General features: G+C 71.3%; 21 protein-coding genes and 1 rRNA gene. 12 read left to right on the top strand and 10 right to left on the bottom strand.

Annotated features, from left to right (window positions below; translation table 11 throughout):
• The first annotated feature begins 2 nt into the window (after positions 1 to 2).
• Positions 3 to 119: ribosomal RNA gene (gene rrf, locus ACA511_RS37880) — 5S ribosomal RNA — on the top strand.
• A gap of 79 nt (positions 120 to 198) precedes the next feature.
• On the opposite strand, the gene ACA511_RS37875 is transcribed toward rrf, so the two are convergent.
• On the bottom strand, positions 199 to 1,014 hold the full coding sequence (locus ACA511_RS37875; protein ID WP_375029551.1) for a phosphotransferase family protein: 816 nt from the start codon (positions 1,012 to 1,014) through the stop codon (positions 199 to 201).
• Between the two features lie 210 nt (positions 1,015 to 1,224).
• Here ACA511_RS37875 and ACA511_RS37870 point away from each other — a divergent pair, with 210 nt between their 5' ends.
• Positions 1,225 to 1,431, top strand: coding sequence for a DUF397 domain-containing protein (locus ACA511_RS37870; RefSeq protein WP_375029550.1), 207 nt, complete (start codon positions 1,225 to 1,227; stop codon positions 1,429 to 1,431).
• 290 nt (positions 1,432 to 1,721) lie between these two features.
• Here ACA511_RS37870 and ACA511_RS37865 read toward each other — a convergent pair whose 3' ends face one another.
• Entirely contained in the window at positions 1,722 to 2,213 is a 492-nt protein-coding gene (locus ACA511_RS37865; RefSeq protein ID WP_375029549.1) for a DUF523 domain-containing protein, read from the bottom strand.
• 126 nt (positions 2,214 to 2,339) lie between these two features.
• On the opposite strand from ACA511_RS37865, the gene ACA511_RS37860 reads away from it, so the two are divergent.
• Positions 2,340 to 3,557 carry a PP2C family protein-serine/threonine phosphatase gene (locus ACA511_RS37860; RefSeq protein WP_375029548.1) on the top strand — a complete coding sequence of 406 codons (1,218 nt, stop codon included), beginning with the start codon at positions 2,340 to 2,342 and terminating at the stop codon, positions 3,555 to 3,557.
• Positions 3,558 to 3,563: 6 nt separating this feature from the next.
• On the opposite strand, the gene ACA511_RS37855 is transcribed toward ACA511_RS37860, so the two are convergent.
• The 4 genes from ACA511_RS37855 to ACA511_RS37840 all read right to left on the bottom strand — a co-directional run bounded on the left by ACA511_RS37855 (position 3,564) and on the right by ACA511_RS37840 (position 7,810).
• Positions 3,564 to 4,382: an SDR family NAD(P)-dependent oxidoreductase gene (locus ACA511_RS37855; protein WP_375029547.1), complete on the bottom strand. Its 819-nt coding sequence runs from the start codon at positions 4,380 to 4,382 to the stop codon at positions 3,564 to 3,566.
• 132 nt (positions 4,383 to 4,514) lie between these two features.
• Positions 4,515 to 6,074, bottom strand: coding sequence for a flavin-containing monooxygenase (locus tag ACA511_RS37850; protein ID WP_375029546.1), 1,560 nt, complete (start codon positions 6,072 to 6,074; stop codon positions 4,515 to 4,517).
• Positions 6,075 to 6,076: 2 nt separating this feature from the next.
• Positions 6,077 to 7,078, bottom strand: a complete 1,002-nt coding sequence (locus ACA511_RS37845; RefSeq protein ID WP_375029545.1) for a diiron oxygenase — start codon at positions 7,076 to 7,078, stop codon at positions 6,077 to 6,079.
• 60 nt (positions 7,079 to 7,138) lie between these two features.
• Complete coding sequence (locus tag ACA511_RS37840) at positions 7,139 to 7,810, bottom strand: TetR/AcrR family transcriptional regulator (protein ID WP_375029544.1); 672 nt, start codon at positions 7,808 to 7,810, stop codon at positions 7,139 to 7,141.
• 204 nt (positions 7,811 to 8,014) lie between these two features.
• On the opposite strand from ACA511_RS37840, the gene ACA511_RS37835 reads away from it, so the two are divergent.
• The 3 genes from ACA511_RS37835 (at position 8,015) to ACA511_RS37825 (ending at position 12,611) form a co-directional block, all read left to right on the top strand.
• Positions 8,015 to 8,782 (top strand): ABC transporter ATP-binding protein, encoded by a 768-nt coding sequence (locus ACA511_RS37835; RefSeq protein WP_375029543.1) that lies wholly within the window; start codon positions 8,015 to 8,017, stop codon positions 8,780 to 8,782.
• Positions 8,779 to 11,289 carry an ABC transporter permease gene (locus ACA511_RS37830; RefSeq protein WP_375029542.1) on the top strand — a complete coding sequence of 837 codons (2,511 nt, stop codon included), beginning with the start codon at positions 8,779 to 8,781 and terminating at the stop codon, positions 11,287 to 11,289. The genes ACA511_RS37835 and ACA511_RS37830 overlap by 4 nt, the downstream gene beginning before the upstream one ends.
• A 110-nt stretch (positions 11,290 to 11,399) precedes the next feature.
• Positions 11,400 to 12,611, top strand: a complete 1,212-nt coding sequence (locus ACA511_RS37825) for a pyridoxal phosphate-dependent aminotransferase (RefSeq protein ID WP_375029541.1) — start codon at positions 11,400 to 11,402, stop codon at positions 12,609 to 12,611.
• A 43-nt stretch (positions 12,612 to 12,654) separates the two neighbouring features.
• Here ACA511_RS37825 and ACA511_RS37820 read toward each other — a convergent pair whose 3' ends face one another.
• Complete coding sequence (locus ACA511_RS37820) at positions 12,655 to 14,724, bottom strand: ATP-dependent DNA helicase (protein WP_375029559.1); 2,070 nt, start codon at positions 14,722 to 14,724, stop codon at positions 12,655 to 12,657.
• Between the two features lie 156 nt (positions 14,725 to 14,880).
• On the opposite strand from ACA511_RS37820, the gene ACA511_RS37815 reads away from it, so the two are divergent.
• Entirely contained in the window at positions 14,881 to 15,870 is a 990-nt protein-coding gene (locus ACA511_RS37815; RefSeq protein ID WP_375029540.1) for a DUF4192 domain-containing protein, read from the top strand.
• Positions 15,871 to 16,256: 386 nt separating this feature from the next.
• Here ACA511_RS37815 and ACA511_RS37810 read toward each other — a convergent pair whose 3' ends face one another.
• Entirely contained in the window at positions 16,257 to 16,628 is a 372-nt protein-coding gene (locus ACA511_RS37810) for a hypothetical protein (RefSeq protein WP_375029539.1), read from the bottom strand.
• Positions 16,629 to 16,780: 152 nt separating this feature from the next.
• Between ACA511_RS37810 and ACA511_RS37805 the strand changes: the two genes are divergently transcribed.
• The 4 genes from ACA511_RS37805 (at position 16,781) to ACA511_RS37790 (ending at position 21,067) form a co-directional block, all read left to right on the top strand.
• Complete coding sequence (locus ACA511_RS37805) at positions 16,781 to 17,605, top strand: polysaccharide deacetylase family protein (RefSeq protein ID WP_375029538.1); 825 nt, start codon at positions 16,781 to 16,783, stop codon at positions 17,603 to 17,605.
• Between the two features lie 35 nt (positions 17,606 to 17,640).
• Positions 17,641 to 18,156 (top strand): DUF1707 and DUF4870 domain-containing protein, encoded by a 516-nt coding sequence (locus tag ACA511_RS37800; protein WP_375029537.1) that lies wholly within the window; start codon positions 17,641 to 17,643, stop codon positions 18,154 to 18,156.
• A gap of 200 nt (positions 18,157 to 18,356) precedes the next feature.
• Positions 18,357 to 19,724, top strand: coding sequence for an FAD-binding oxidoreductase (locus ACA511_RS37795; RefSeq protein ID WP_375029536.1), 1,368 nt, complete (start codon positions 18,357 to 18,359; stop codon positions 19,722 to 19,724).
• Between the two features lie 77 nt (positions 19,725 to 19,801).
• Positions 19,802 to 21,067 (top strand): class I SAM-dependent methyltransferase, encoded by a 1,266-nt coding sequence (locus tag ACA511_RS37790; protein ID WP_375029535.1) that lies wholly within the window; start codon positions 19,802 to 19,804, stop codon positions 21,065 to 21,067.
• 73 nt (positions 21,068 to 21,140) lie between these two features.
• Here ACA511_RS37790 and ACA511_RS37785 read toward each other — a convergent pair whose 3' ends face one another.
• Together ACA511_RS37785 and ACA511_RS37780 are read right to left on the bottom strand one after the other, a co-directional pair.
• Complete coding sequence (locus ACA511_RS37785) at positions 21,141 to 21,635, bottom strand: cupin domain-containing protein (RefSeq protein ID WP_375029534.1); 495 nt, start codon at positions 21,633 to 21,635, stop codon at positions 21,141 to 21,143.
• A 108-nt stretch (positions 21,636 to 21,743) separates the two neighbouring features.
• Positions 21,744 to 22,109, bottom strand: a complete 366-nt coding sequence (locus tag ACA511_RS37780) for a DUF4267 domain-containing protein (protein WP_375029533.1) — start codon at positions 22,107 to 22,109, stop codon at positions 21,744 to 21,746.
• Positions 22,110 to 22,198: 89 nt separating this feature from the next.
• On the opposite strand from ACA511_RS37780, the gene ACA511_RS37775 reads away from it, so the two are divergent.
• On the top strand, positions 22,199 to 22,798 hold the full coding sequence (locus tag ACA511_RS37775; RefSeq protein ID WP_375029532.1) for a TetR/AcrR family transcriptional regulator: 600 nt from the start codon (positions 22,199 to 22,201) through the stop codon (positions 22,796 to 22,798).
• The last annotated feature ends 55 nt before the right edge of the window (positions 22,799 to 22,853 follow it).

Here is a 22,853-nt window from a genome sequence, read left to right as displayed (position 1 = left end):
CGTTCGGTGGTTTTGGCGAGGGGGAAACACCCGGTCCCATCCCGAACCCGGAAGTTAAGCCCTTCAGCGCCGATGGTACTGCATGGGAGACTGTGTGGGAGAGTAGGACACCGCCGGACTCATATTGCAGGAAGGGCCCCGCCGACACGGCGGGGCCCTTTCTCATTTGTGCCCATTAACGGGCATGCGGAGGACGGCCTAGCTCAGCAGGTCGAGCACTCGTTCTGCTTGGGAGTCCAGCACAGGCGATCCGCCGGCCGAGCCACCGCGGGTGGCCGCCAGGATGCGCAGTAGCCAGAACATCGCGAGCAGTCGCCGGCAGTCCTTGAACCTCGAAGGCTCCGGCGCCGCTGACTCCACGTGCTCCAACGCCGAGATCAGCGCGGTCGCGCCGTTCTGTCGTACGGAGATGTGCTCGGTCATCTCCGCCAGTTCATAGGCACGGTCGCTGCGGCCGGAGTACTCGAAATCGACCAGGCGCATCTCGGAGCCGTCCCACAGATAGTTGGCCAGATTGCCATCGCCGGTTCCGAACACGGGCTTTCCCGGCCTACCGAGTTGCTCGGTCAGGCGGGGGCGACGGATCCAGTTCGTCCCGGCGGCCAGTGCTTGCGCGGTGAGCGTCGAACTCTCGGCGCTCGACGCCTGGGCGCACCAGGCACCGACCTGCTGCAACAACTCGACCGGCTGACCGGCCCGCGGCGGGAGACCGGCGAGGGCCTGCTGCGGAATCGCCTCCTGGACGTGGACGACGACGGCTGCGGCGGCGTTGGCCTGGGCCGGGCTGATCGGTCCCGCCAACGGCAGTCCGCGCAGGCGCGACATCACGATGTGGGGCGGGACGGCGGCAAGGTCGGCCGACACCGGAGCCGGCACCGTACCTGGCGCATGCTCATCGAGCAGCTTCAGGGCATTCCACTCGCGCTCCGGCTGCCGGTGCTCCCACGACCGATAGCGTTTGATGACCCTGTCCGTCCCCATTTCGAGCAGATGACTGCTCGACCGTCCGTCCACGCGATCCCCTTCCGGCCTGAACGAGCCCCATCATTGCCGGTCGCAGCGACCCTCGCGGTGACCGGGTGTCAGGGACCTCTGACCCCGTCCGTCGCCGGTTCGAACAAGTGTCACGCCCTTGCTCAGATTGCGGCCCGTCCAGAATTAGCGGTTCGGAATGAGTTGGATAACGAGGGTAAGAGGATCGTCGGATAAAAGGAGGGCGGGCCGATGGACCGTGCCGTTCGTGATGATGCCGCCTGGCGTAAGAGTTCCTGGAGCAACGGCTCAAGCAACTGTGTTGAAGTCGCCGGTGTATGGCCCGGCATTGGAGTCAGGGACAGCAAGGCGCCCGCCGAGCCCATGCTCGTCCTGGCCCCGGAGTCCTGGACGGCCTTCATCGACGCGATCAAGGCGGGTGCACACGATCTGAACTGATCACGAGGCCGGCCGACCTGAGCTGCTCAGGAGGCTGGGCGAGGCGAGGTTGGGAGACGGGCTCCGAGATCCCATGTCTGTGTGAGCGGGGGCTGGGGCGGGCCGTGCGGTGGCCTCGAGTCCGGGGGGTCGTCCTGCTCGTGTGGGTGATGTCCCAGGTGATCCGGCAGGTCTATGGCGCGGTGCTACCGATCCGGGTTCTTGCTCGGTGGCCTGCGGGGGCCGAGTCGTCCGTCCGCTGTCTGTTCGGGTGCGAGGCCGGGGGCGGGGCAGCGAGGTCCGACGGGTGGTCAGTGCTCCAGGGTCGTCAGGTAGGTCTGGACGGCTTCCAGGTCGGTCTCGTCGAAGACCTCGATGCCGGCGCGCTGGAGCAGGGCCGTCGTCACGCCCGTGCCGGGCTGGCGTCCGCCCGTGAAGGTGCCGTCGTAGATGCGGTGGCTGCCGCAGGACGGGCTGCCCTCCTTGAGGAGGGCTATGCGGGCGCCGGTGCGGCGGGCGGTTTCGAGGGCGAGGCGGGCGCCGCGGAGGAACTCGTCGGTCACGTCGCCGCCCGCGTCGGTGAGGATGCGGGCCGTCCCGTCGAGGACGTCGCCGCCACCGCCGCCGACGATCTCGGCGGGTCGGCGCGGTATCGGCAAACCGCCCGACACTTCGGGGCAGAATGGGACGAGGCGGCCTTCCGCCCGCCAGTGCTCGAAGAGGTCGGCCCCCACCGGCTTGGCCGCGCCGTCGTAGCGGACGCGCAGCCCCGCCAGGCAGGAACTGACCAGAATGCGTTCCACGCCGTCCAGCCTATGCCGGAGGCCGGGGTGAACCGGCGTACGTGATCCGCGTCACCGCCGGGGTCGTGCCCCCGACCTGGGGTAATGATGGCAAAATGGGAGATATCCGCACACACGGGTGGCAAGTTGGAGAACTCGGCGGGCACCGCGAAGGGCTCGGTCCACAGGCTCGAGAACATCCGGGCGATCACCGATGAGGCGTTCGCCCATATGGACGTCGACGAGTTCCTCCACACGCTGCTGGAACGCGTGCGCGAGATCCTGAGTGTGGACACCGCCGTCGTGCTGCTCCTGGAGCGCCAGGGGCGGTTTCTCGTCGCGGCGGCCGCGAAGGGCATCGAGGAAGAGGTCAGCCAGGCCGCCCACGTTCCCGTGGGGCAGGGGTTCGCCGGACGTGTCGCGGCCGAACGGCGGCCCGTCGTCATCCCGGACGTCCCGACCGCGGGGCTGTTCAATCCGCTGCTGGTGCAGCGGGGGCTGCGGTCCCTGCTCGGCGTGCCGCTCATCGCCGGAGGCGATCTGGTCGGCGTCCTGCACGTCGGGACGCTCACCGCGCGCCGGTTCACCGAGGACGAGACCGAGTTCCTGCAACTCGCGGCCTCGCGCGCCGCGATGGCCGTGCGGTCCCTGCTCAGCCGGTCCGAACGCGCCGCAGCCCGGGAGTTGACGCGCAGCCTCATACCGGCCTCGCTTCCGGATATCGCCGGCGCTGAACTGACCGCGCGCTACCGGCCCGGCAAGGCGAGCGTCGGCGGCGACTGGTACGACGTGTTCACGCTCCCGTCCGGGGAGATCGGCCTCGTCATGGGGGACATCGCCGGGCACGGGCTCGCGGCCGCCGTGGTCATGGGACGGATGCGCAGCGCGCTGCGGGCCTACGCGCTGGAGACCACCGACCCCGCCGAGGTGCTGCGCAGGCTCGACCGGAAGATGCAGCACTTCGAACCCGACGCGACGGCGACCGTCCTGTACGCGGTGTGCGACCCGGGCATGGAGCGGGTCCGGCTGTCGTCCGCCGGCCATCTCCCGCCGATGATCGCCCTGCCCGGCGAGCCCGCGCGCACCGTCTACACCAAACCCGACGTCCTGATCGGCATGGGGGCCGACCTCCCCCGCCGGACGATGGCCATCGAGTTCCCGCCGGGGGCGCTGCTGTGCTTCTACACCGACGGCCTGGTGGAGCGGCGGGGCAGCTCGCTGAACGCCGGCATCGACCGGTTGCGCGCCGCGGTGACCGCCGGCCCGCCCGAGGAGGTCGGCGCCGCCGTGATGGCGGCGCTGATCGGCCGCGAGCAGGCCGAGGACGACGTGGCGCTGCTGATCGTCCGTCGCGTCACCGCGTGAACAGGGTCATTTCCCGGCGCGGATGCGGTTGACGGCGATCTGCGCGACCTTGACGGCGGCGCCCGGGTTGAGGCGGACGCCGCGCCAGGCGATGCGGCCGTGGGCGGGGGCGACGATCAGCGCCTGGTTCTTCGCGAGGCCGCGCATGACGTCGCGGGCCAGCTTCTCGGCGGTGTAGAGGCGCGGGGACGCCTTGGCGATGTCGCCGGTCGCGTCGCCGCTCATCGGGGTCTCGGGCAGGTCCGGGTTGACGTTGTGCAGGAGCGGGGTGTCGACGAAGGACGGGCAGACGACGCTGACCTTGACGCCGCGTCCGGCGGCCTCGGCGCGCAGCCCGAGGGACAGGCCGACGACCGCGTGCTTGGTCGCGGTGTACGGGATGCCGATCGGCATCGGGACGAGCCCGGCCAGCGACGCGGTGTTGACGATGTGGCCGCCGCCCTGCTCCAGCATGATCGGGTAGGCGGCGTGGACGCCGTGGACGACGCCCTTGAGGTTGATGTCGATGGCGCGGTTCCAGTGGTCGAGGGTCAGCTCCTCGGCCAGGCCGCCGATCGCGATGCCCGCGTTGTTGAACACGAGGTCGAGCCGTCCGTGGTCGGCCTTGACGCCCTGGTAGAGCTCGGCGACGGCTCCGGCGTCGGTGACGTCGAGGGCGGCGGAGACCGCCTTGCCCTTGCCGAGGGTGTTCAGCTTGTCGGCGACCCGCGCGGCGCCCTCGGCGTCGATGTCGGTGACCACGACGGTGTCGCCGCGCGCCACCAGGGACGTGGCGATCGCACGGCCGATGCCGGATGCGCCTCCGGTCACGATCGCGATGCTCATTGCGCGCTCCGCTCGATGGACCGCGGGTCCGGGCCCGGAGGGGGAGTGGGCCCGGCCCGCGGTGGCTAATTGGATTTTGTGTTCAATTACGGGGAGTCTAGGGGGCGGGCCGCCCCGCCGGTAGTCACGCCTCTACAAAGCGGGGCTCGCCGCCTCGTCCCGTCCTTCGATGTGGAAGTCGGCCGGGTCGAGCTTGCGCGTCCGCAGCCAGAAGGCGAGCGTCGACGCGGGCCATGCCGCCCGGTTGACCCCGGCCCGGTCCAGGTACCAGCTGTCGCAGCCCCCGGCGACCCAGACGGCGCCCGCCGACTTGCGCTGCACCCACTGGTTGAACCGGTCCTGGACGGACGGCCGCACCGAGATCCGCGCGCCGCCCGCCGCGTCCAGCATCGCCAGGCATTGCAGGACGTACCGGACCTGCGCCTCGATCATGAAGATCATCGAGTTGTGGCCGAGCCCGGAGTTGGGCCCGAGCAGCAGGAACAGGTTCGGGAAGCCGGCGATCGCGACGCCGAGATGCGCCTCGATGCCGTCCTTCCACGCGTCCTGGATCTTCAGCCCGTTCCGGCCGACGATGTGCGCGCCGTCGAACGCGTCCGTCACGTGGAAGCCGGTGCCGAAGATGATCGCGTCGACCTCGTGCTCGCGCCCGTCCCGCGTCACGATCGAGCGCTCGCGCACCTCGGCGACGCCCTCGGTGGTCAGCTCCACGTTGGGCCGCGTCAGCGCCGGGTAGTAGTCGCTGGACACGAGCGTCCGCTTGCAGCCCATCGTGTAGCCGGGCGTCAGCTTGCGGCGCAGGTCGCGGTCGGGGACCTGGCGGGCGAGATGCAGCCGCGCCAGCGAACTGGCCGCCTTGAGCAGCCCGGGGTTCTTGAACCCGAGGACGAAGCTCTCCTGCACCAGGTAGATGCCGTTGCGGTACCCGCGCTGGACGACGGGGACGCGGCGGAACAGCGTCCGCTCCAGCCCGGTGACCCGCCGGTCGGGCTTCGGGAGGATCCACGGCGGCGTCCGCTGGAACACCGTCAGGTGCCCGGCCCGCTTCGCGATCTGCGGGATGAACTGGATCGCCGACGCGCCCGTCCCGATCACCGCGACCCGCTTGCCGGTCAGGTCGTAGGAGTGGTCCCACTCGGCGGAGTGGAACGTCCGCCCCTCGAAGGAGGCAAGCCCGGGCAGGTCGGGCACGCTCGGACGGTGCAGCGGCCCCATCCCGGCGACCAGCGCCCGCCCCCGGACGACCTCGTCGCCGTTGACGGTCACCCGCCAGGTGTCGGTGGCGTCGTCGTACTCCGTCGCGGTCGCCTCGGCGTTGAACCGGATGTGCTGGCCGAGCTCGTACTTGTCGACGACGTCCTTGATGTACTGCAGCAGTTCCGCCTGCTTGGGGAACATTCGCGACCAGTCGTTCTTCGGCTCGAACGAGTAGGAGTACAGCAGCGACATGATGTCGCACGCGCAGCCGGGATAGGTGTTCTCCCGCCACGTCCCGCCGACCTCGTCCGCCTTCTCCAGGATGACGAAGTCGTGCACGCCGGCCCTCTTCAGCCCGATCGCCATGCCGAGGCCGGAGAAGCCCGTCCCGATGACGACGACCTTGTACGGGCCGCCGGGCCCCGCCGCCGGCGTGACCACGGGCCCCGCGACCGCGGGCTGCGCGGCCGGGCCGGCCTGTGCCGCGTCCGCCATGGTCAGGCGGCCTTGGCGGCTTCGACGGCGCGGCGCTGCTTCGGCTCGTCCCAGATGCCGAACGCCTTCCAGATCTGCTTGTTCACCGGGCCGACCACGTTCAGTTCCGCCATCAGGTCGCGGATCTTGCCGACCGAGTTGGAGATCTCCGCCTGCGCGGCGTCGTTCCGGTAGGCGGCGCGGACGACGTCCTTCGGGATGTTGAAGTGCCGCACCATCGGCCCGGGCGGGGACAGCATGATCCGCGCCATCACGCCGAGCACGACCGGGGTCGCGACGCCGAGGATCCGGCGGCGCATCGGGTTCATGTTCGGCACCCGGTGCTTGAGGTAGTGCCGGGCGAACGAGATGTGCCGGGCCTCCTCCGCGATGTGGATCTTCATGATGGTCTCTTCGAGCGGGTGCTTGATGTGCCCGCCCTTGAGGGACTTGCGCTGCACGTAGTCGATCGGGTCCTCGCCGCCGAGGACGAAGACGAAGAACATCTCGGTGCTGACGAGCGGGATCCACGGGGCGGCCTGCGCGATGAGGCTGAGCGAGCGCGGCATGCCGCGGATGGGCATCTTCGTCCGGTTCACGAACTCCTGGAACATCATCCCGTGGTGACATTCCTCGGTCGTCTCGTGGTAGACGTACCGGAACTCGGGCCGTCCGTTCGGCAGCCGGTAGGCGTAGTTGAGCAGCCCGCGCTTCAGCAGGTTCTCGAACTGCAGGCCGATCTTCATCGCGGTGGCGACGCGCCACAGCCCGATCTGCGCCTGGATCTCCGGCGGCTGCGCCTGGTACCAGGCGGTCTCGCCGAGCCGGTCGAACGGGGGGAGGACCCAGCGCGGGTCGTTCTTGTCGACCGTGAACTCGGGGTCGTCCCAGGGGATGTCGGCGTAGGCCTCCCAGTGCTTCTCCACCGACGCCTTGTTCAGGCGGTCGATGACGCCGAGGTACGACTTCTTGTCCTTGACCTGCTCGCGGAGTTCGCTGGCGAGGTCGGTGGGGGCTTTCGGCATGTGAGGCGCTCCCTCGGGTGATGCGGGTCGGCCGGTGGGGCCGAGGGTGGAACCAGGGGGTCAGTGTTCGGCCGGCCGGGCGTCGGGCTTGCCGGGCTCGGGGACCATCAGCCGTGCGACGTCCTTGACCTGGCGCAGCACCGCGGCCTGGTGGCCGTCGGCGTCGTCGTCCAGCGCGTTCTGTATGGAGAGCCCGACGAACATCGCGAACAGGGCGCGCAGCGTCGTCGGGACGAAGTCGGCGGGCAGCGTGTTCTCCGGGAACAGCCGCTCGAACGTCTCCAGGATCACCTGGAGGATCCGCTCGTTCAGGTCGAGGCACAGCGGCCGCAGCTCGTCGTCGGTGCGGGCGGCCACGGCCAGCTCCATGAGGGCCTTGGCCGGCCGGCCGCGGAACACCTCCCACAGCAGGTCGAGGGCGCCCGAGACGTTGCGGCGCTCGGGCGGCAGCACCGCGAACGCCGTCTCGTACGCCAGGCGCTGCGCCTCCAGCAGATGCTCCAGCGCCGCCGCGACCAGGACCATCTTCGTCGGGTAGTGGTGCTGCTGGGCACCGCGCGAGACGCCGGCGCGGCGGGCCACCTCCGTGGTGGACGTCCCGGACCAGCCGAGGTCGACCAGGCACTCCGTGGTCGCCTCCAGGAGCCGGGCCCGCGTGCGGGACCGGCGTTCCTGCTGGGTGCGGCGGCTCTCGGAGCCGTGCCGGTGCCGTCGGCGGCTGCTTACTGCCATGGCTGAGACGGTACGAGCGCAGATACAAGCAAGCAAGCCTGCATGTATGTTGCTCGCATCACAATTGGACACCGAGTCTTATTGATCTTCGTGCGTACCGCGCCGGACGTAGCCGGGAGGCGGCGCGCTGCGTCCGGGGGAGCAGCGCGGGAGCCTCTCCTGGCCCGACGACGGACGGCATGACGCGCGGCCACGATCCGTGGCATGAGAAACGCAGCGGAAGCAAGGCAGAAGACCGGCGAAGCGGGCGGCGCCCGCACGGTCCGCCTCGGGAAGGTGTACGGGTCCGGGGACATGGCGGTGCACGCCCTCGACGACGTCACCGTGGAGTTCCCCGCCGGGCGGTTCACCGCGATCATGGGCCCGTCCGGCGCGGGCAAGTCCACGCTGATGCACTGCGTGGCCGGGCTGGAGGACGCGTCGTCCGGCAAGGTCTACGTCGGCGACCAGGAGCTCGGGGCGCTGTCGGACCGGCGGCTCACCAGGCTCCGGCGCGAGCGCATCGGGTTCGTGTTCCAGGCGTTCAACCTGATCCCGACCCTCACCGCGCGCGACAACATCGTCCTGCCCCTGACCCTGGCGGGGACGGGCCCGGACCGGGAATGGCTGGACACCGTCGTCCGCGTCCTGAAGCTGGGGAACCGGCTGTCGCACCGTCCCGCGGAGATGTCGGGCGGGCAGCAGCAGCGGGTGGCGCTGGCGCGCGCGCTGGTCACCCGGCCGCAGATCGTGTTCGCGGACGAGCCGACCGGCAACCTCGACTCCCGCACCGGCGCCGAGGTCCTGGCGCTGCTCCGCAACGCCGTGGACGACCTCGGCCAGACCGTCGCGATGGTCACCCACGACCCGGTCGCCGCGGGGCACGCCGACGCTGTCGTGTTCCTCGCCGACGGACGCGTCGTCGACGTCATGGACGCCCCCACGCCCGACCGGGTGCTGGACCGCATGCGAGGGCTGGGAGACCACTCATGATCGGGCTCGTTCTCAAGGAACTGTGGGGACGCAAGCGCCGGCTGGCCGGCTCCCTGGCGGCGGTCTTCCTGGGGGTGTCGTTCCTGACCGGGACGCTCGTCCTCGGCGACACGCTCGCGGCGAGCATCGACGGATACTTCTCCAAGGCGTACGGCAACACGGACGTGACCGTCCGGAACGCGACCAAGGTGAGCGACGCGCCGTGGGGCGCGCGCGGGCAGATCGACGCGTCCGTCGTGGACAGGGTCCGTCAGGTGGACGGCGTCGCCAACGCCGAACCCACCATCCAAGGGTCGGGGCAACTGCTGGCCAAGGACGGCACCACGATCCAGTCGCGCGGCCCGCGGACGGCCGGCAACTGGGTGGACGACCCCGAGCTCAACCCGTACCACCTCGTGTCAGGACGCGCGCCCCGCGCGCCGGACGAGGTCGTCGTCAACAAGATGTTCGCCGACGAGGGGCATCTGAAGGTCGGCGACCGGACGGCGGTGCTCACGCCGCAGAAGGTCCCGGTGACCGTCGTCGGGATCAGCAGGTTCGGTGACGAGGACGCGTTCGGCGAGACGTCGTTCACGGCGTTCTCCCTGGACGGCGCCCGCGAGTACGTCGCGAAGGGAGGCGACCGCGTCAGCACCGTCGCCGTCCGGGCCGACGACGGCGTCGGCCAGGCGGAACTGGTGTCCCGCATCAAGCCGGTCCTGCCCGGCGGGGTGGAGGCCGTCACCAACAAGGCCCAGGTCGAGGAGGGGCTGAGCCTCGTCGAGAGCGGTTTCCTGCGGGTGTTCCGGATCGTGCTGGCCGCGTTCGGCGGGGTCGCGCTGCTCGTCGCCGCGTTCTCCATCCACAACACGTTCGCGATCACGATGGCGCAGCGGACCCGCGAGTCCGCGCTGCTGCGCGCCCTCGGCGCCGGACGCCGGCAGGTCGTCGCGATCGTCGGCTTCGAGGCCCTCGTGGTCGGCGCCGCCGCCACCCTCGCCGGGCTCGCCGGCGGGCTCGGCTTCGCCGCCCTCCTCCGGGAGCTGTTCACGCGGTTCCGGATCGGGATCGCGATGGAGGGCCTCACCGTCGCCGCCACCTCGGTCATCATCGCGGTGCCGGTCGGGCTGCTCGTCACGCTGATCGCGGCGCTCGGACCCGCGCTGAAGGCGTCGCGGGTGCCGCCGCTCGCCGCGCTCCGCGAGGTCGCGGCGGAGAACTCCCGACCGTCGGAGACGCGGCTCATCGTCGGCGGCGTCTTCGCGGCGGTCGCGATCGGGACCGTCGTGTTCGGCGCCGTCACCGAGCAGATGGCGATGACCGCCGCCGGCGCGGTGGTCACCGTGGTCGCGATGGTCGCGCTCGGGCCGGTCGCCGCCCGCCCGGTCGCGGCGCTCCTCGGCGGGCCGGCGGCGCGGCTGCGCGGCGTGCCGGGGACGCTCGCCCGCGACAACGCGTCCCGCAGCCCGGCGCGCACCGCCGGCGCCGCGACCGCGCTCATGATCGGCGTCGGGGTCGTCACGCTGATGACCGTGTTCATCGGGTCGCTGCGCGCGTCGCTGGAGGACGGCGTCGCCGGCTCGTTCAAGGGCCCGATCGTCGTGAACGCGGGCAGCAACGAGACCGGCGGGTTCGGCACCGGCCTCGTCCGGGAGGCGGCCGGGCTGCCCCAGGTGAGCGAGGTCGCGGGGCTCGGCACGGGCAGCATGCGGGTGGACGGCTCACCGGCGACCGTCAGCGTGGCCGACCCGTCCGAGCTGCGGCGCGTCCTCGACCTCGGCGTCCGGGACGGCGGCCTGGCCGCCGCCGGCACGTTCGCCGTGTCGAAGAAGGCCGCGGACGACAACGGCTGGCGCGTGGGCGCCCCGGTCGGCGTGACGTTCGCGGACGGCGCCTCGCAGAACCTCACCGTGGGGGCCGTCTACGAGAACACCGACCTGACCGGCGACTACCTCGTCCCGCGCACCGTGTGGGACGCGCACACCACGCAGCCCTTGGACACGCGTGCCTTCGTCGAACTGAAGCCCGGCGCGTCGGCCGCGTCCGCTCGGCAGGCGCTGACGGCCCTCGCCGAGCCGTACGGGGCGCCCGAGGTGCAGTCGCGGGACGACTTCGTCGCCGCGCAGACCGAGGAGATGGCCGGCTTCATCTCGGTCATCTACGGGATGCTCATCCTGGCCATCGTCGTCGCGCTCCTCGGCATCGCCAACACGCTGTCGCTCGCCGTCCACGAGCGGACCCGTGAGCTCGGGCTGCTCCGCGCGGTCGGCGCGACCCGCCCGCAGGTCAGGTCGATGGTCCGGTGGGAGTCGGTCATCGTGGCGCTGTTCGGCACCGGCGGCGGGCTCGGCCTCGGCGTGTTCCTGGGCTGGGGCCTCGGCACGGCCCTCGGCAACCCGTTCGCGCCGTCCGCCGTGCAGATCGCGGTCATCGCGCTGGTCGGCGCCGTCGCCGGGGCGCTCGCCGCGATCCGCCCGGCGCGCCGCGCCGCGCGGCTGGCGGTCCTCTCCGCCATCGCCGCCCCGTGAGGCGTCCGCTCCGGTCCCCCGCGGGGGCGGGGACCGGAGCGTCCGGCCTCGGCCACGGACGTGGCGGGGTGCCGGGCGTTTCGCGGACGCGTCGCGGTTATGGTGAGTCCATGCAGGTCAACCAGTCGGGCAAGCTCACCAACGTCTGTTACGACATTCGCGGGCCGGTGCTGAAGCGCGCCAAGCAGCTGGAGAACGAGGGCAACAACATCCTCAAGCTGCACATCGGCAACCCGGCGCCGTTCGGGTTCGAGGCCCCGCCCGAACTCCTCCAGGACATGATCCGCAACCTGCCGGAGGCGCACGGCTACAGCGACTCCAAGGGCATCCTCCCCGCGCGCCGCGCCATCGTGCAGCGCTTCGAGGACAGCGGCGTCACCGGCATCGACGTCGAGGACGTCTACCTCGGCAACGGCGTGTCCGAGCTCATCGTCATGACCCTGCAGGCGCTGCTCAACGACGGCGACGAGGTGCTCATCCCCACGCCCGACTACCCGCTGTGGACGGCGTCGGTGTCCCTCTGCGGCGGCACGCCCGTCCACTACCTGTGCGACGAGGACGACGGCTGGCAGCCGAGCCTGGACGACATCGAGTCCAAGATCGGCGACCGGACCCGCGCCATCGTCATCATCAACCCGAACAACCCGACCGGCGCCGTCTACTCGCGCGAGGCGCTGGCCCGCATCGTCGAGGTCGCCCGCCGCCGAAACCTGATCATCTTCGCGGACGAGATCTACGACCGGATCCTCTACGACGACGCCGAGCACGTCCCGATCGCGTCCCTGGCGCCCGACCTGCTGTGCCTCACCTTCGGCGGCCTGTCGAAGAACTACCGGGTCGCCGGGTTCCGGTCCGGCTGGGTCGTCCTGTCCGGGCCGAAGGAGCACGCCGAGTCCTACATCGAGGGCCTCGACATCCTCGCCAACATGCGGCTCTGCCCGAACGTCCCCGGCCAGCACGCCATCCAGGCCGCGCTCGGCGGCTACCAGAGCATCGACGACCTCGTCCTGCCGACCGGCCGCCTCGGCGAGCAGCGCGACCGCGCCTGGAAACTGCTGAACGACCTGCCGGGCGTCAGCTGCGTCCGGCCGCAGGGCGCCCTCTACGTCTTCCCGCGCCTCGACCCCGAGATGTACCCGATCGAGGACGACATGCGCTTCGCCCTCGACCTGCTCGAACAGCAGAAGCTCCTCGTCGTCCAGGGGACCGGCTTCAACTGGCCGTCCACCGACCACTTCCGCGTCGTCACCCTGCAGTACGCCGACGACCTGGAGGACGCCGTGGGGCGCATCGGCGAGTTCCTCGGCGCGTACCGCCGCTGACCGGGCGACGCGCACCGCCGTTCGGCGGCCCGCCGGGCGGGGCCTAGGTCGCTTCTTCCGACGCGGTCGCTTCCGACGCGGCGCTGTCGAGGCGGCGGAGGGCGCCGCGGACCACGCCGGGATCGGTCGTGGCCCAGAACGGCGGCAGCGAGTTCTTGAGGAACCCGCCGTAGCGGGCCGTGGCGAGCCGCGGGTCGAGGACGGCGACGACGCCGCGGTCGTCCATCGACCGCAGCAGCCGGCCGGCGCCCTGCGCGAGCAGCAGCGCGGCGTGCGTGGCGGCGACCGACATGAATCCGTTGCCGCCGCGCGCCGCGACCGCGCGCGACCGCGCCGACGAGACCGGGTCGTCCGGGCGCGGGAAGGGGATGCGGTCCATGATGACGAGCTGCAGCGACGGGCCGGGGACGTCCACGCCCTGCCAGAGCGACAGGGTGCCGAACAGGCAGGTCCGCTCGTCCTCGGCGAACTGCTTGACCAGCAGAGAGGTGGAGTCCTCGCCCTGGCAGAGCAGCGGGTGGGACAGGTGGTCCTTCAGCTCGTCGGCGGCCCGCCGCGCGGCCCGCATCGAGGAGAACAGGCCGAGCGTCCGGCCGCCGGCCGCCTCGATCAGCTCGGTGATCTCGGTCAGGTAGGCGTCGGCGAGACCGTCCCGCCCGGGTTGCGGCAGATGGCGCGCGACGTACAGGATGCCCGCCTTCGGATGGTCGAAGGGCGAGCCGGCGTCCAGCCCGGACCACACGACCTGCGTCTCCTCGCCCTTCTGCGTGGCGGTGCGGCCGAGGCCCTCGGCGGCGGTCTTCGCGTCCCGCGACCCGCCCTCGTCCAACGGCGGCAGCCCCCACTGGCGCGCCAGCGGCTCGAACGACCCGCCCAGCGTGAGCGTCGCCGACGTCAGGATCGCGGTGCGCCGCTCGAACAGGGTCGACCGCAGCAGGGCGCCGACTCCGATCGGCGCCACGTGGAGCGTCGGCGGCCGCTTCGGCCGCCCGTCCTGGACGAACGGCTGCTCCAGCCACACCACGTCGAAGCGCTGCGCCATCTCGGGCTGGAACGCCTCCAGCATCCGGACGGTCGTCTCATGCAGCTCCTCCAGCGACGACCGTGCGGCCTTGCGCGCGGCCATGTCGCCCGGATCGGAGTCCTTCTTCTCCGGCCCGATAGCCGTGACGCAGGCGTGCGCGGCGTCCCGGACGGCGGCGAGGGTGTTGCCCAGGGCAGAGGGGAGGACGTCCATTCGCCCTTGCGGCAGATCCTCAAGCAGGACGCCGAGCCCTTCGGCGGACTCCTTCAACCGGTCCGCGACGGCCTCCTCCATCAGCCGCCCGCAACGGCGTGCGGCCGTCTCGACCCCCGCCGCGCTCAAGTCTCCCGTCGCGACCGACGTGACCCGGTCGACCAGCTCATGCGCCTCGTCCACGATGACGACATCGTGCTCGGGCAGGACCTGGAACTCCTCCAGCGCGTCAATGGCCAGCAACGCGTGGTTGGTGACCACGATGTGCGCCTCGCCGGCCTCCGCCCGGGCCAGCTCGGCGAAGCACTCCGTCCCCTGCGGGCAGCGCTGCGCGCCCAGGCACTCCTGCGCCGTGACGGCCACCTGCCGCCACGCCTGCTCGTTCACGCCGGGGACCAGCTCGTCCCGGTCACCGGTGCGGGTCTCCTCGGCCCACTCGTTCAGGCGCTTGACCTGCCGTCCCAGCGTGGACAGCTGCTGCGGGTCGAAGAGGCCCGGGCCGTCCTCCTCCTCGGGCGCGCCCGTCTGGACGCGGTGCAGGCACAGGTAGTTGCGGCGGCCCTTCAGGATCGCGAACTTCAACTCCGTCCCGAGGAGCGGCCCGAGGGCCTCCGCCAGGCGGGGCAGGTCGCGGTCGACGAGCTGGCGCTGCAGCGCGATCGTCGCGGTCGACACCACCACCGTCGTCTGCTTCTCGACCGCGTGCCGGATCGCCGGGACGAGGTAGGCGAGCGACTTGCCCGTCCCGGTGCCGGCCTGCGCGGCGAGATGCTCCCCGGACTCGATCGCCTTCTCCACCGCCCGCGCCATCTCGACCTGTCCCAGGCGCTCGGCGCCCCCGACGGACGCGACGGCTGCGGCGAGAAGGGTCGCCATGTCCGGTATCTGGGTATCGCTGCCGGTCAGCAGATCAGGGGCGGGCACGTCGGCCAACGCTACCGTCCACGGCGGACACCCGCGTCCCGCGACGGGGTTATCCACAGGTTCCGGTTCCCCGGCAGGGCGGTCGCGGGCGCTGCGAAGGTCGACGGCATGGCACCTCTCGTGATCCGCACCGCCCAGGACGCCATCGCCGCCGTCCCGTACCTGCTGGGCTTCCACCCGTCGCGCAGCCTCGTCGTGATCGGCTTCGACGGCCGCGACCACGGCACATGCGCGATCCGGCTCGACTTACCCGCCACCGGGGCCGCGGGCCGGGTGGCCGCCCTCCTCGCCGCCAACGGGTTCGCCCGCTCCCTCCTCCTCGGCTACGGCCCCGCCGCCGAGGTCGAGGACGCCGCCGGCCCGATGCGCGACGCGCTCACCGCCGCGGGCGTCCCCGCCGCCGAGGCGATCCGCGTCGCCGACGGCCGCTGGTGGTCGCTCACCTGCCACGACGACTGCTGCCCGCCCGGCGGCACCTCCTACGACATCTCCGCGAGCGTCCTCGCCGCCCAGGCCACCTACGCCGGCCACGTCGCGCTGGCCGACCGCGCCGACCTCGTCCGCTCCGTGCAGCCCCTCGAAGGCGCCGCCCGCACCGCCATGCGCCTCGCCACCGCCCGGGCCGAACGGCGCCACCTCGCCCGCGTCCGCTCGCCCGCCGCCGCCGGAGAAGACCTCGCCTTCCTCCTCGTCCTGCTCGCCCACGCCCGCACCGGCACGGCCCCCACCGACGACGAGGTCGCCCGGCTCGGCTTCCTCCTCACCGACCTGCGCCTGCGCGACGAGGCATGGATCCGCATCGACGAGGAGGCCCCGGCCGCCGACATCGCCTTCTGGCGCGGCATCGTGCGCCGCGTCGAGGAACCCTGCGCCCCCGCCCCCGCGTCCCTCCTGGCATTCGCCGCCTACTCCGCCGGCGACGGCGGCCTCGCCAACGTCGCCCTCCAACGCGCCCTGGACGCCGACCCCGCCTACTCCATGGCCGTCATCCTCCGCGAGGTGATCGACGCCGGAATCCCGCCCGCCCAGCTCCGCCTGCGCATGACCTCCGACCAACTGGCCGCCGCCTACGACGACAACCCCCGAAAGGCAGGCTGACCGACATGACCGACCGCCTCCCGTTCCGGCTTCGCCTGGGCGCGTGCTCCGCCGAATGGCCGTCTTACGGCGGCGATCCTTGAAAGGCGGGCTGACCGACATGACCGACCGCCTCCCGTTCCGGCTTCGCCTGCGGGCGTCCTCGGCCGAGTGGGCGCGGGCTTACGGCGGCGATCCTCGAAAGGTCGGCAGAGGCGACATGGCCGAGCGCGTCCCGGTATCGGCGACGTCGGAGAAGTCGACTGCGACGCGCCTGAAATGTACGGCGAGGATCCCGTCCGGGAACGGGGGCGGGACGCGGTCGCGTGGCGTGCGGCATCGGTGCTCGTGGTGCGGGCGGTCGGGGCAGGGGCGGCGGTGTGCCGTGGGCCGGGGCCCGGACGGGGTCAGGGGGCTACGGCTTCACCGGGGGTGCCCGGGTCTATCCGGCGGTCGGTGTTGCGGGCGTTCCAGGCGCGCATCCGGGGCGGGTAGCCGACTATCTGGACGTCGTAGACGGGGAGGCCCAGGTCGCGGGCCACCTTGCCGATGACCTTGGGGGAGCCCACGCGGCGGCGGGTCCATTCGCCGTCGTGGGCGACGGCCACGGCGGTCGTGTCGGTGGCGAAGGTCTCCGGCTCCACGAAGAACTCCACGCCGCGGCGGGACCGCGCGAAGGCGATCAGCGCCTCGATGTCGGTGTCGGTCGCCTCGCGGTCGAGTTTCGTCACCGTGGAGCCGCGGTTCTTGCGGATCCCGAACCGGTCCCGGAACCTCATCGCCTACCCCGTCGTCTGGTGCGGATGCGGTGTACGACGATAACGACGATCCGGGCGCACCGGTTCCCGACACAGGGGGCGGAATCCCCGGCGTGCGGGGGCCCGAGCCCTAGACTGGCGGGGCCTTTGGGGGAACGGCGGCGGGGGTGTCGATGGGCGGGCTGGACGTCGTCCGGAGGGCGGCGGCAGCCGTCCTCGCGGGTGCGGTCTTCGCGGGGTTGAGCACGCTGACCCCGGCGCGAGGGCCGGTGGAACTCGCCGCCGCGCCCGAACCGCCTAGGGCGAGACCGAAGCCGGAACCGGCCCCCAAGCCCCCGCCGGACTGCTCGCGCGTCAAGTGCCTGGCGCTGACGTTCGACGACGGGCCGGCGGAGTCCACCGGCGAACTGCTGGGCATCCTCGCCGCCCGGAACGTCAAGGCGACGTTCTTCCTGGTAGGGGAGAACGTCGTCAAGTATCCGGAGGTCGTCCGGCAGGAGCTCGAGGCCGGGCACGAGATCGGCGACCACAGCTACACGCACGCCGATCTCGGTACGGCGTCCGAGGAGAAGATCCTGTCCGAGCTGACCCGGACGCAGGACGCCGTCAAGCGGGCGGCGGGGTTCACACCGGTGCTGCTCCGGCCGCCGTACGGGTCGATGTCCGAACGGCTGACGAAGATCACGCGGAAAATGGGCCTGGCGCAGGTGCTGTGGACGGTCGACCCGCTCGACTGGGAGCACCGCGACAGCGAGTACGTCGAGAAGCGGGTGCTGAAGTCGGCGAAGCCCGGCTATGTCGTGCTCATGCATGACATCCACCCGACGACGGTGCGGGCCGTCCCGCGGATCATCGACCGGCTGGCCGCCGAGGGGTACGTGTTCGTGACCGTGTCGGAGCTGTACGGCGGCAGGCTCGTCCCCGGGAGGGAGTACGGCCAGACGGGGAGGACGATGCACCAAGCGGACGATTCAGGGGCGGCTCAGGGTCTTCCCTGATGGTCGGGGGGCGCGGCCGTGTCCAGCATGGAGGCATGGACACCAGCGGGGATCTGAGGGTCTCGGACGCCGAGCGCGAACCGGTCATCCAGCGTCTTCAGGACGCGTACGCCGAGGGACGGCTCGACGAGGACGAGTTCGACATGCGCGTGCAACTGGCGATCACGGCCAGGACGAGGCGTGACCTGGGGGCCGTCACGCACGACCTCGCGCCCGAGCCCGCGCCCGGCCGGAAGGTCGCACTGCCGGGCGATCCGCCGACGGGCGAGGACAGGATGCTCGCGGCGGCGGCGCACGCGGTGGCGGTCCCGACGCTCTTCGTGGGGCCGCTCGTGCTGATGCTGCTGAGCGGCAAGCGGTCGGAGTACGTCCGGCGGCAGGCGGCGGAGGCGGTGAACTTCCAGGTGACGCTGCTGCTGCTCACGATCGTCACGTTCGGGGTCGGCGGGGTCGTGTACGCGGTGGCGTGGGTGCTGTCGGCGGTCGCGGCGGTGTTCGCGCTGTCCGGCCGGACGTACCGCTACCCGTGGATTCTTCGCCTGGTCAGGTGACCGGGGTTTGTCGGCATACGCCTTAGGGGAAAGGTTGACGTGGCCGCCCTGTAGCGGTGCTGTCGCCTCCAGGAGACGAAACGACGCCGATGTCTAACCTCATAGCCTTATTCCCTTCCCTGCCTGTGACACCTGCAACGTCCGAATTATGTGGACCATGCATGGGATGATCGATTAACTGTGTGTCCGGGGAGGGGTAGATGACGGAGCTTGCGATCAAGGGCGATCATCAGCGGGCGGTGGACGCGCTCAGGAGGTCCTACGAGGCGATCCCGGCGGGCACGCCGGTGCGGCTCGCGAAGCGGACCTCGAACCTGTTCCGGTGGCGCGACCCCTCGGCGGCGCCCGGCCTGGACGTGTCCGGGTTCGACAAGGTGCTGAGCGTCGACGCCGACGAGCGGACCGCGCAGGTCCAGGGCATGACGACCTACGAGGACCTCGTCGACGCGACGCTGCGGCACGGGCTGATGCCGACGGTCGTGCCGCAGCTGAAGACGATCACGCTGGGCGGGGCCGTGACGGGGCTCGGCATCGAGTCGACGTCGTTCCGGGACGGGCTGCCGCACGAGGGCGTCCTGGAGATGGAGGTCCTCACCGGGAGCGGTGAGATCGTCACCGCGACGCGCGACAACGAGCACGCGGACCTGTTCTACGGGTTCCCGAACTCCTACGGGACGCTCGGCTACACGCTGCGGCTGAAGATCGAGCTGCGGCAGGTGAGCCCGTACGTCCGGCTCCGGCACCTGCGGTTCGCCGACGCCGCGGAGCTGGCCAAGACGATGGCCGAGATCACCGAGTCCGGGACGTTCGAGGGCGAGTCCGTCGACTTCATGGACGGAACGGTCTTCGGCGCCGGCGAGCAGTACATCACGCTCGGCTTCTTCGCCGACTCGGTGCCGTACACGTCCGACTACACCGGCCAGCAGATCTACTACCGGTCGGTCCAGGAGCGGTCGGTCGACTTCCTGACGATCCGCGACTACATCTGGCGCTGGGACACCGACTGGTTCTGGTGCTCGGGCGCGTTCGGCGTGCAGAACGCGACCGTCCGGCGCCTGTGGCCGGACAAGTACAAGCGTTCCGACGTGTACCGCAAGCTCGTCGCGTACGACCGCCGGTACCATGTCGTCGCGCGCGCGGAGCGGTGGCGCGGCCTGCGTCCGCGCGAGGACGTCATCCAGGACATCGAGGTGCCCGTCGAGCGGCTGCCCGAGTTCCTGGAGTTCTTCCACGACAAGGTCGGCATGAGCCCGATCTGGCTGTGCCCGCTGCGCGCGAAGGAGCGGTGGCCGCTGTATCCGCTGGAGGTCGGCCGCGCCTACGTGAACGTCGGCTTCTGGGGGACGGTGCGGATCCCGCCCGGTCAGATCCCCGAGTACCACAACCGGCTCATCGAGCGTAAGGTCGCGGCGCTTGAGGGGCACAAGTCCCTCTACTCGACCTCGTTCTACGGCCGGGACGAGTTCTGGCGCTACTACGACGGGGAGACCTACCGCCGGCTCAAGGGGACGTACGACCCCGGCGAGCGGCTGCTGGACCTCTACGACAAGTGCGTGCGCGGACGCTGACATGCGCCCGCGGTATCGGGGGAGCCCAACGGGGCCGGCAGGCACCGGCCCGGGGCGGAGAGACAGGAGGGAACAAGATGACGCTGGCCAGGGTCTTCGAGCAGCTCGCCGGGGCTGAGGCGCCAGTGGAGTTCACGGCGTACGACGGATCGCGGGCGGGGGTGCCCGGCGCCGACATCCGGTTCGACGTGCGTTCGCCGTACGCGGTGTCGTACCTGCTGCACTCGCCGGGCGCGCTGGGCCTCGCCCGCGCCTACGTCACCGGCATGATCGACGTCAACGGGGACATGATCACCGCGTTGACGACGATGCAGCAGGTGCTGAGCGATGTGACGCCGCGCGACAAGGCGCGGATCGCCGGGGCGGTCCTCGGCGACCCGCTGCTGCGCGGCGCGGTCTCGCGCCGGCTGGACCCGCCTCCGCAGGAGGCGCCGTTCAGCCGGATCCCGTCGTGGCTGCGGCACTCCAAGCGGCGGGACGCGAAGGCCATCTCCCACCACTACGACGTGTCCAACACCTTCTACGAGTGGGTGCTCGGCCCCTCCATGGCGTACACGTGCGCGTGCTACCCGCACGCGGACGCGACGCTGGAGGAGGCGCAGTTCGCCAAGCACGACCTGGTCGCGAAGAAGATCGCCCTGAAGCCGGGGATGCGGCTGCTGGACGTGGGCTGCGGCTGGGGCGGCATGGTGATGCACGCCGCGAAGGAGTACGGCGTCAAGGCGCTCGGTGTCACGCTGTCCAAGCAGCAGGCCGAGTGGGCGCAGAAGGCGATCGCGGACCGGGGCCTGTCCGATCTCGCGGAGGTCCGGCACATGGACTACCGGGACGTGACCGAGACCGGCTTCGACGCGATCAGCTCCATCGGCCTCACCGAGCACATCGGCAAGGCGAACCTCCCGGCCTACTTCTCGTTCCTGTACGGGAAGCTGCGCAAGGGCGGGCGGATGCTGAACCACACCATCACGCGTCCGGACAACACGGCCCCGTCCCGCAAGGAGAACGGGTTCATCAACCGGTACGTGTTCCCGGACGGCGAGCTGGAGGGCCCCGGCTACGTCCAGATGCAGATGAACGACGCGGGTTTCGAGATCCGCCACCAGGAGAACCTGCGGGAGCACTACGCCCGCACGCTGACCGCCTGGTGCGAGAACCTCGACGAGCACTGGGACGAGGCCGTCGCCGAGGTCGGCGACGGCATCGCCCGCGTGTGGCGCGTGTACATGGCGGGCTGTGTGCTCGGCTTCAACCAGAACTGGATCCAGTTGCACCAGACGCTCGGTGTCAAGGTGGACGACGACGGCACGAGCCACATGCCGCTGCGTCCCGACTGGAATTCGTGACGGCGGAGCCGCTCCCGCGACGAGGACGAGCCGACCGGATGCTCCGGTCGGCTCGTCGCCGTCTCGGCGTGCGTCACGCCCGTGCTTCGTCCCAGGCCGCGCTGCCGAGGAAGTAGGTGTCGTAGACCTCCTGGACGTCGAGGAGGCTCTCCGGGGGGACCTTCCCGTAGGCGATGCGCTCCAGGTGCCGGAAGTACTCGAACCGTTCGACGCCGGGCGTGATGACGATGAGGATGTCGGCGTCCTCGCCGGGCGCGGCGGCGAAGGCGTGCGGGAGGCCGGGCGGGACGACGACGAGGTCGCCGCGCCCGGCGGTCACGACCTGGTCGCCGGACAGCAGCTGCGCGGTGCCGTCCAGCATGTAGAACAGCTCGGCCGACCCGTCGTGGCGGTGCGGCTTCGCGCCGTCCGCCCCGCCGCTCAGGGTGACCCGCTGGGTGGACAGCGCCCCGCCGGTCGAGCTGCTGTCGGCCAGCAGCCGGATCGTGGTGGGCGCCCGCCCGACCACCTCGGCCTCGGCGGACCGGACGATCACGGATTCATCGAATCCCGGTGCGATCAACGACATGTTCACTCCCCGTTCAGGACGGACGATCAGAAGACGGAATACCAGGACGTGCGAGCGGCCCCTGCCCGTCGGACGGCCGCCGCGGTCGGCGGAGGTCCGGGCGCGGCATCATACGGCGAAGAGCAGGGCGGCGCTGACCAGGACGGTCACGGCGGTGGCGAAGTGGATGCCGAAGGCGACGGCCTTGGTGCCGCCGTGCCGCAGGACGATGAGCGTGTCCCCGAGCGGCGCCAGGGCGACGACCAGCATGTACCAGCCCGCGGCCTCCGCGCCGGCGAAGGCGATCAGGGCGAGGCCGAGGAGGCCGAACGTCAGGTCGCGCAGGCCCTTGATCTCCAGGTAGGCCACGTCCGTCTCGGCGGGGACGCCGTAGCCGGCGGCCGCCGCCCGCGGCGTGATCAGGAAGCGCGCGCCGATGAAGGCGACGAACAGGGTGAGCACGGTGGCCAGGGCATAGGCGGTGATGGTGAGCATTGCGGCGACTCCGAAGCTAGCGGTGCTAGGAACAAGAATGATGCTAGCATAGCGTCGGCATGTTCGCTAGCGCTGCTAGGATCGGGGTCATGTCGATCCAGACGCGCCGGGAGCGCGAGCGGGCCGAGCGGGAGCGGTTGATCGTCACGGCCGCGCGGGACCTGGCCGAGGCCGAGGGCTGGGACGCGGTGACGACGCGGCGGCTCGCCGCGGAGATCGAGTACAGCCAGCCCGTCCTCTACAGCCACTTCAAGGGCAAGGACGCCATCATGGCGGCCGTCGCGGTCGAGGGGTGCGCCGAACTCGCGGCGGAACTCCGCGAGGCGCGCGCCGGGTCCGCGGATCCGGCCGGGGGCCTCGCGAACGTCGCCGGGGCCTACGCCGGGTTCGCCGAGCGCCGGCCCGCCCTCTACGACGCGATGTTCACCCACGCCGTCGACCTGCCCTTCGCGACCCCCGAGGCCCCCGCCCCGCTGCAAGAGGCGTTCGGCGAGCTGCGCGAGACCGTCCGGCCCTTCGCGGGCGAGGACGACCCGGAGGTGCTCACCGAGACGTTCTGGAGCGCGCTGCACGGCCTCGTCACCCTGATGCGCGACGGCCGGATGCGCCGCGAGCAGCACGAGCGGCGCCTCGCCGTCCTGATCCGGCGCTTCTCGAACTGGCCTGCCGCCGGTCAACATTCGTCCTGACCCGATATCGCCCCAGGTCAGCGCGGGTAGGCGAGGACCAGGACCAGCGAGAGGG

Source organism: Actinomadura sp. GTD37 (genome assembly GCF_041951365.1).
Taxonomy (GTDB): Bacteria; Actinomycetota; Actinomycetes; order Streptosporangiales; family Streptosporangiaceae; genus Spirillospora.
Note: the sequence above shows the minus strand (reverse complement) of the source record. Positions and strands in the feature narration are given on the sequence as shown.

What these genes read in the sequence shown, in the direction of transcription:
- ACA511_RS37870 (WP_375029550.1), top strand. Translation starts at nt 1,225, where the DNA reads ATGGACCGTGCCGTTCGTGATGATGCCGCCTGGCGTAAGAGTTCCTGG.
- ACA511_RS37855 (WP_375029547.1), bottom strand. Translation starts at nt 4,382, where the DNA reads ATGAGCATCGCGATCGTGACCGGAGGCGCATCCGGCATCGGCCGTGCG.
- ACA511_RS37850 (WP_375029546.1), bottom strand. Translation starts at nt 6,074, where the DNA reads ATGGCGGACGCGGCACAGGCCGGCCCGGCCGCGCAGCCCGCGGTCGCG.
- ACA511_RS37845 (WP_375029545.1), bottom strand. Translation starts at nt 7,078, where the DNA reads ATGCCGAAAGCCCCCACCGACCTCGCCAGCGAACTCCGCGAGCAGGTC.
- ACA511_RS37840 (WP_375029544.1), bottom strand. Translation starts at nt 7,810, where the DNA reads ATGGCAGTAAGCAGCCGCCGACGGCACCGGCACGGCTCCGAGAGCCGC.
- ACA511_RS37835 (WP_375029543.1), top strand. Translation starts at nt 8,015, where the DNA reads ATGAGAAACGCAGCGGAAGCAAGGCAGAAGACCGGCGAAGCGGGCGGC.
- ACA511_RS37830 (WP_375029542.1), top strand. Translation starts at nt 8,779, where the DNA reads ATGATCGGGCTCGTTCTCAAGGAACTGTGGGGACGCAAGCGCCGGCTG.
- ACA511_RS37825 (WP_375029541.1), top strand. Translation starts at nt 11,400, where the DNA reads ATGCAGGTCAACCAGTCGGGCAAGCTCACCAACGTCTGTTACGACATT.
- ACA511_RS37820 (WP_375029559.1), bottom strand. Translation starts at nt 14,724, where the DNA reads ATGGCGACCCTTCTCGCCGCAGCCGTCGCGTCCGTCGGGGGCGCCGAG.
- ACA511_RS37815 (WP_375029540.1), top strand. Translation starts at nt 14,881, where the DNA reads ATGGCACCTCTCGTGATCCGCACCGCCCAGGACGCCATCGCCGCCGTC.
- ACA511_RS37810 (WP_375029539.1), bottom strand. Translation starts at nt 16,628, where the DNA reads ATGAGGTTCCGGGACCGGTTCGGGATCCGCAAGAACCGCGGCTCCACG.
- ACA511_RS37805 (WP_375029538.1), top strand. Translation starts at nt 16,781, where the DNA reads ATGGGCGGGCTGGACGTCGTCCGGAGGGCGGCGGCAGCCGTCCTCGCG.
- ACA511_RS37800 (WP_375029537.1), top strand. Translation starts at nt 17,641, where the DNA reads ATGGACACCAGCGGGGATCTGAGGGTCTCGGACGCCGAGCGCGAACCG.
- ACA511_RS37795 (WP_375029536.1), top strand. Translation starts at nt 18,357, where the DNA reads ATGACGGAGCTTGCGATCAAGGGCGATCATCAGCGGGCGGTGGACGCG.
- ACA511_RS37790 (WP_375029535.1), top strand. Translation starts at nt 19,802, where the DNA reads ATGACGCTGGCCAGGGTCTTCGAGCAGCTCGCCGGGGCTGAGGCGCCA.
- ACA511_RS37785 (WP_375029534.1), bottom strand. Translation starts at nt 21,635, where the DNA reads ATGTCGTTGATCGCACCGGGATTCGATGAATCCGTGATCGTCCGGTCC.
- ACA511_RS37780 (WP_375029533.1), bottom strand. Translation starts at nt 22,109, where the DNA reads ATGCTCACCATCACCGCCTATGCCCTGGCCACCGTGCTCACCCTGTTC.
- ACA511_RS37775 (WP_375029532.1), top strand. Translation starts at nt 22,199, where the DNA reads ATGTCGATCCAGACGCGCCGGGAGCGCGAGCGGGCCGAGCGGGAGCGG.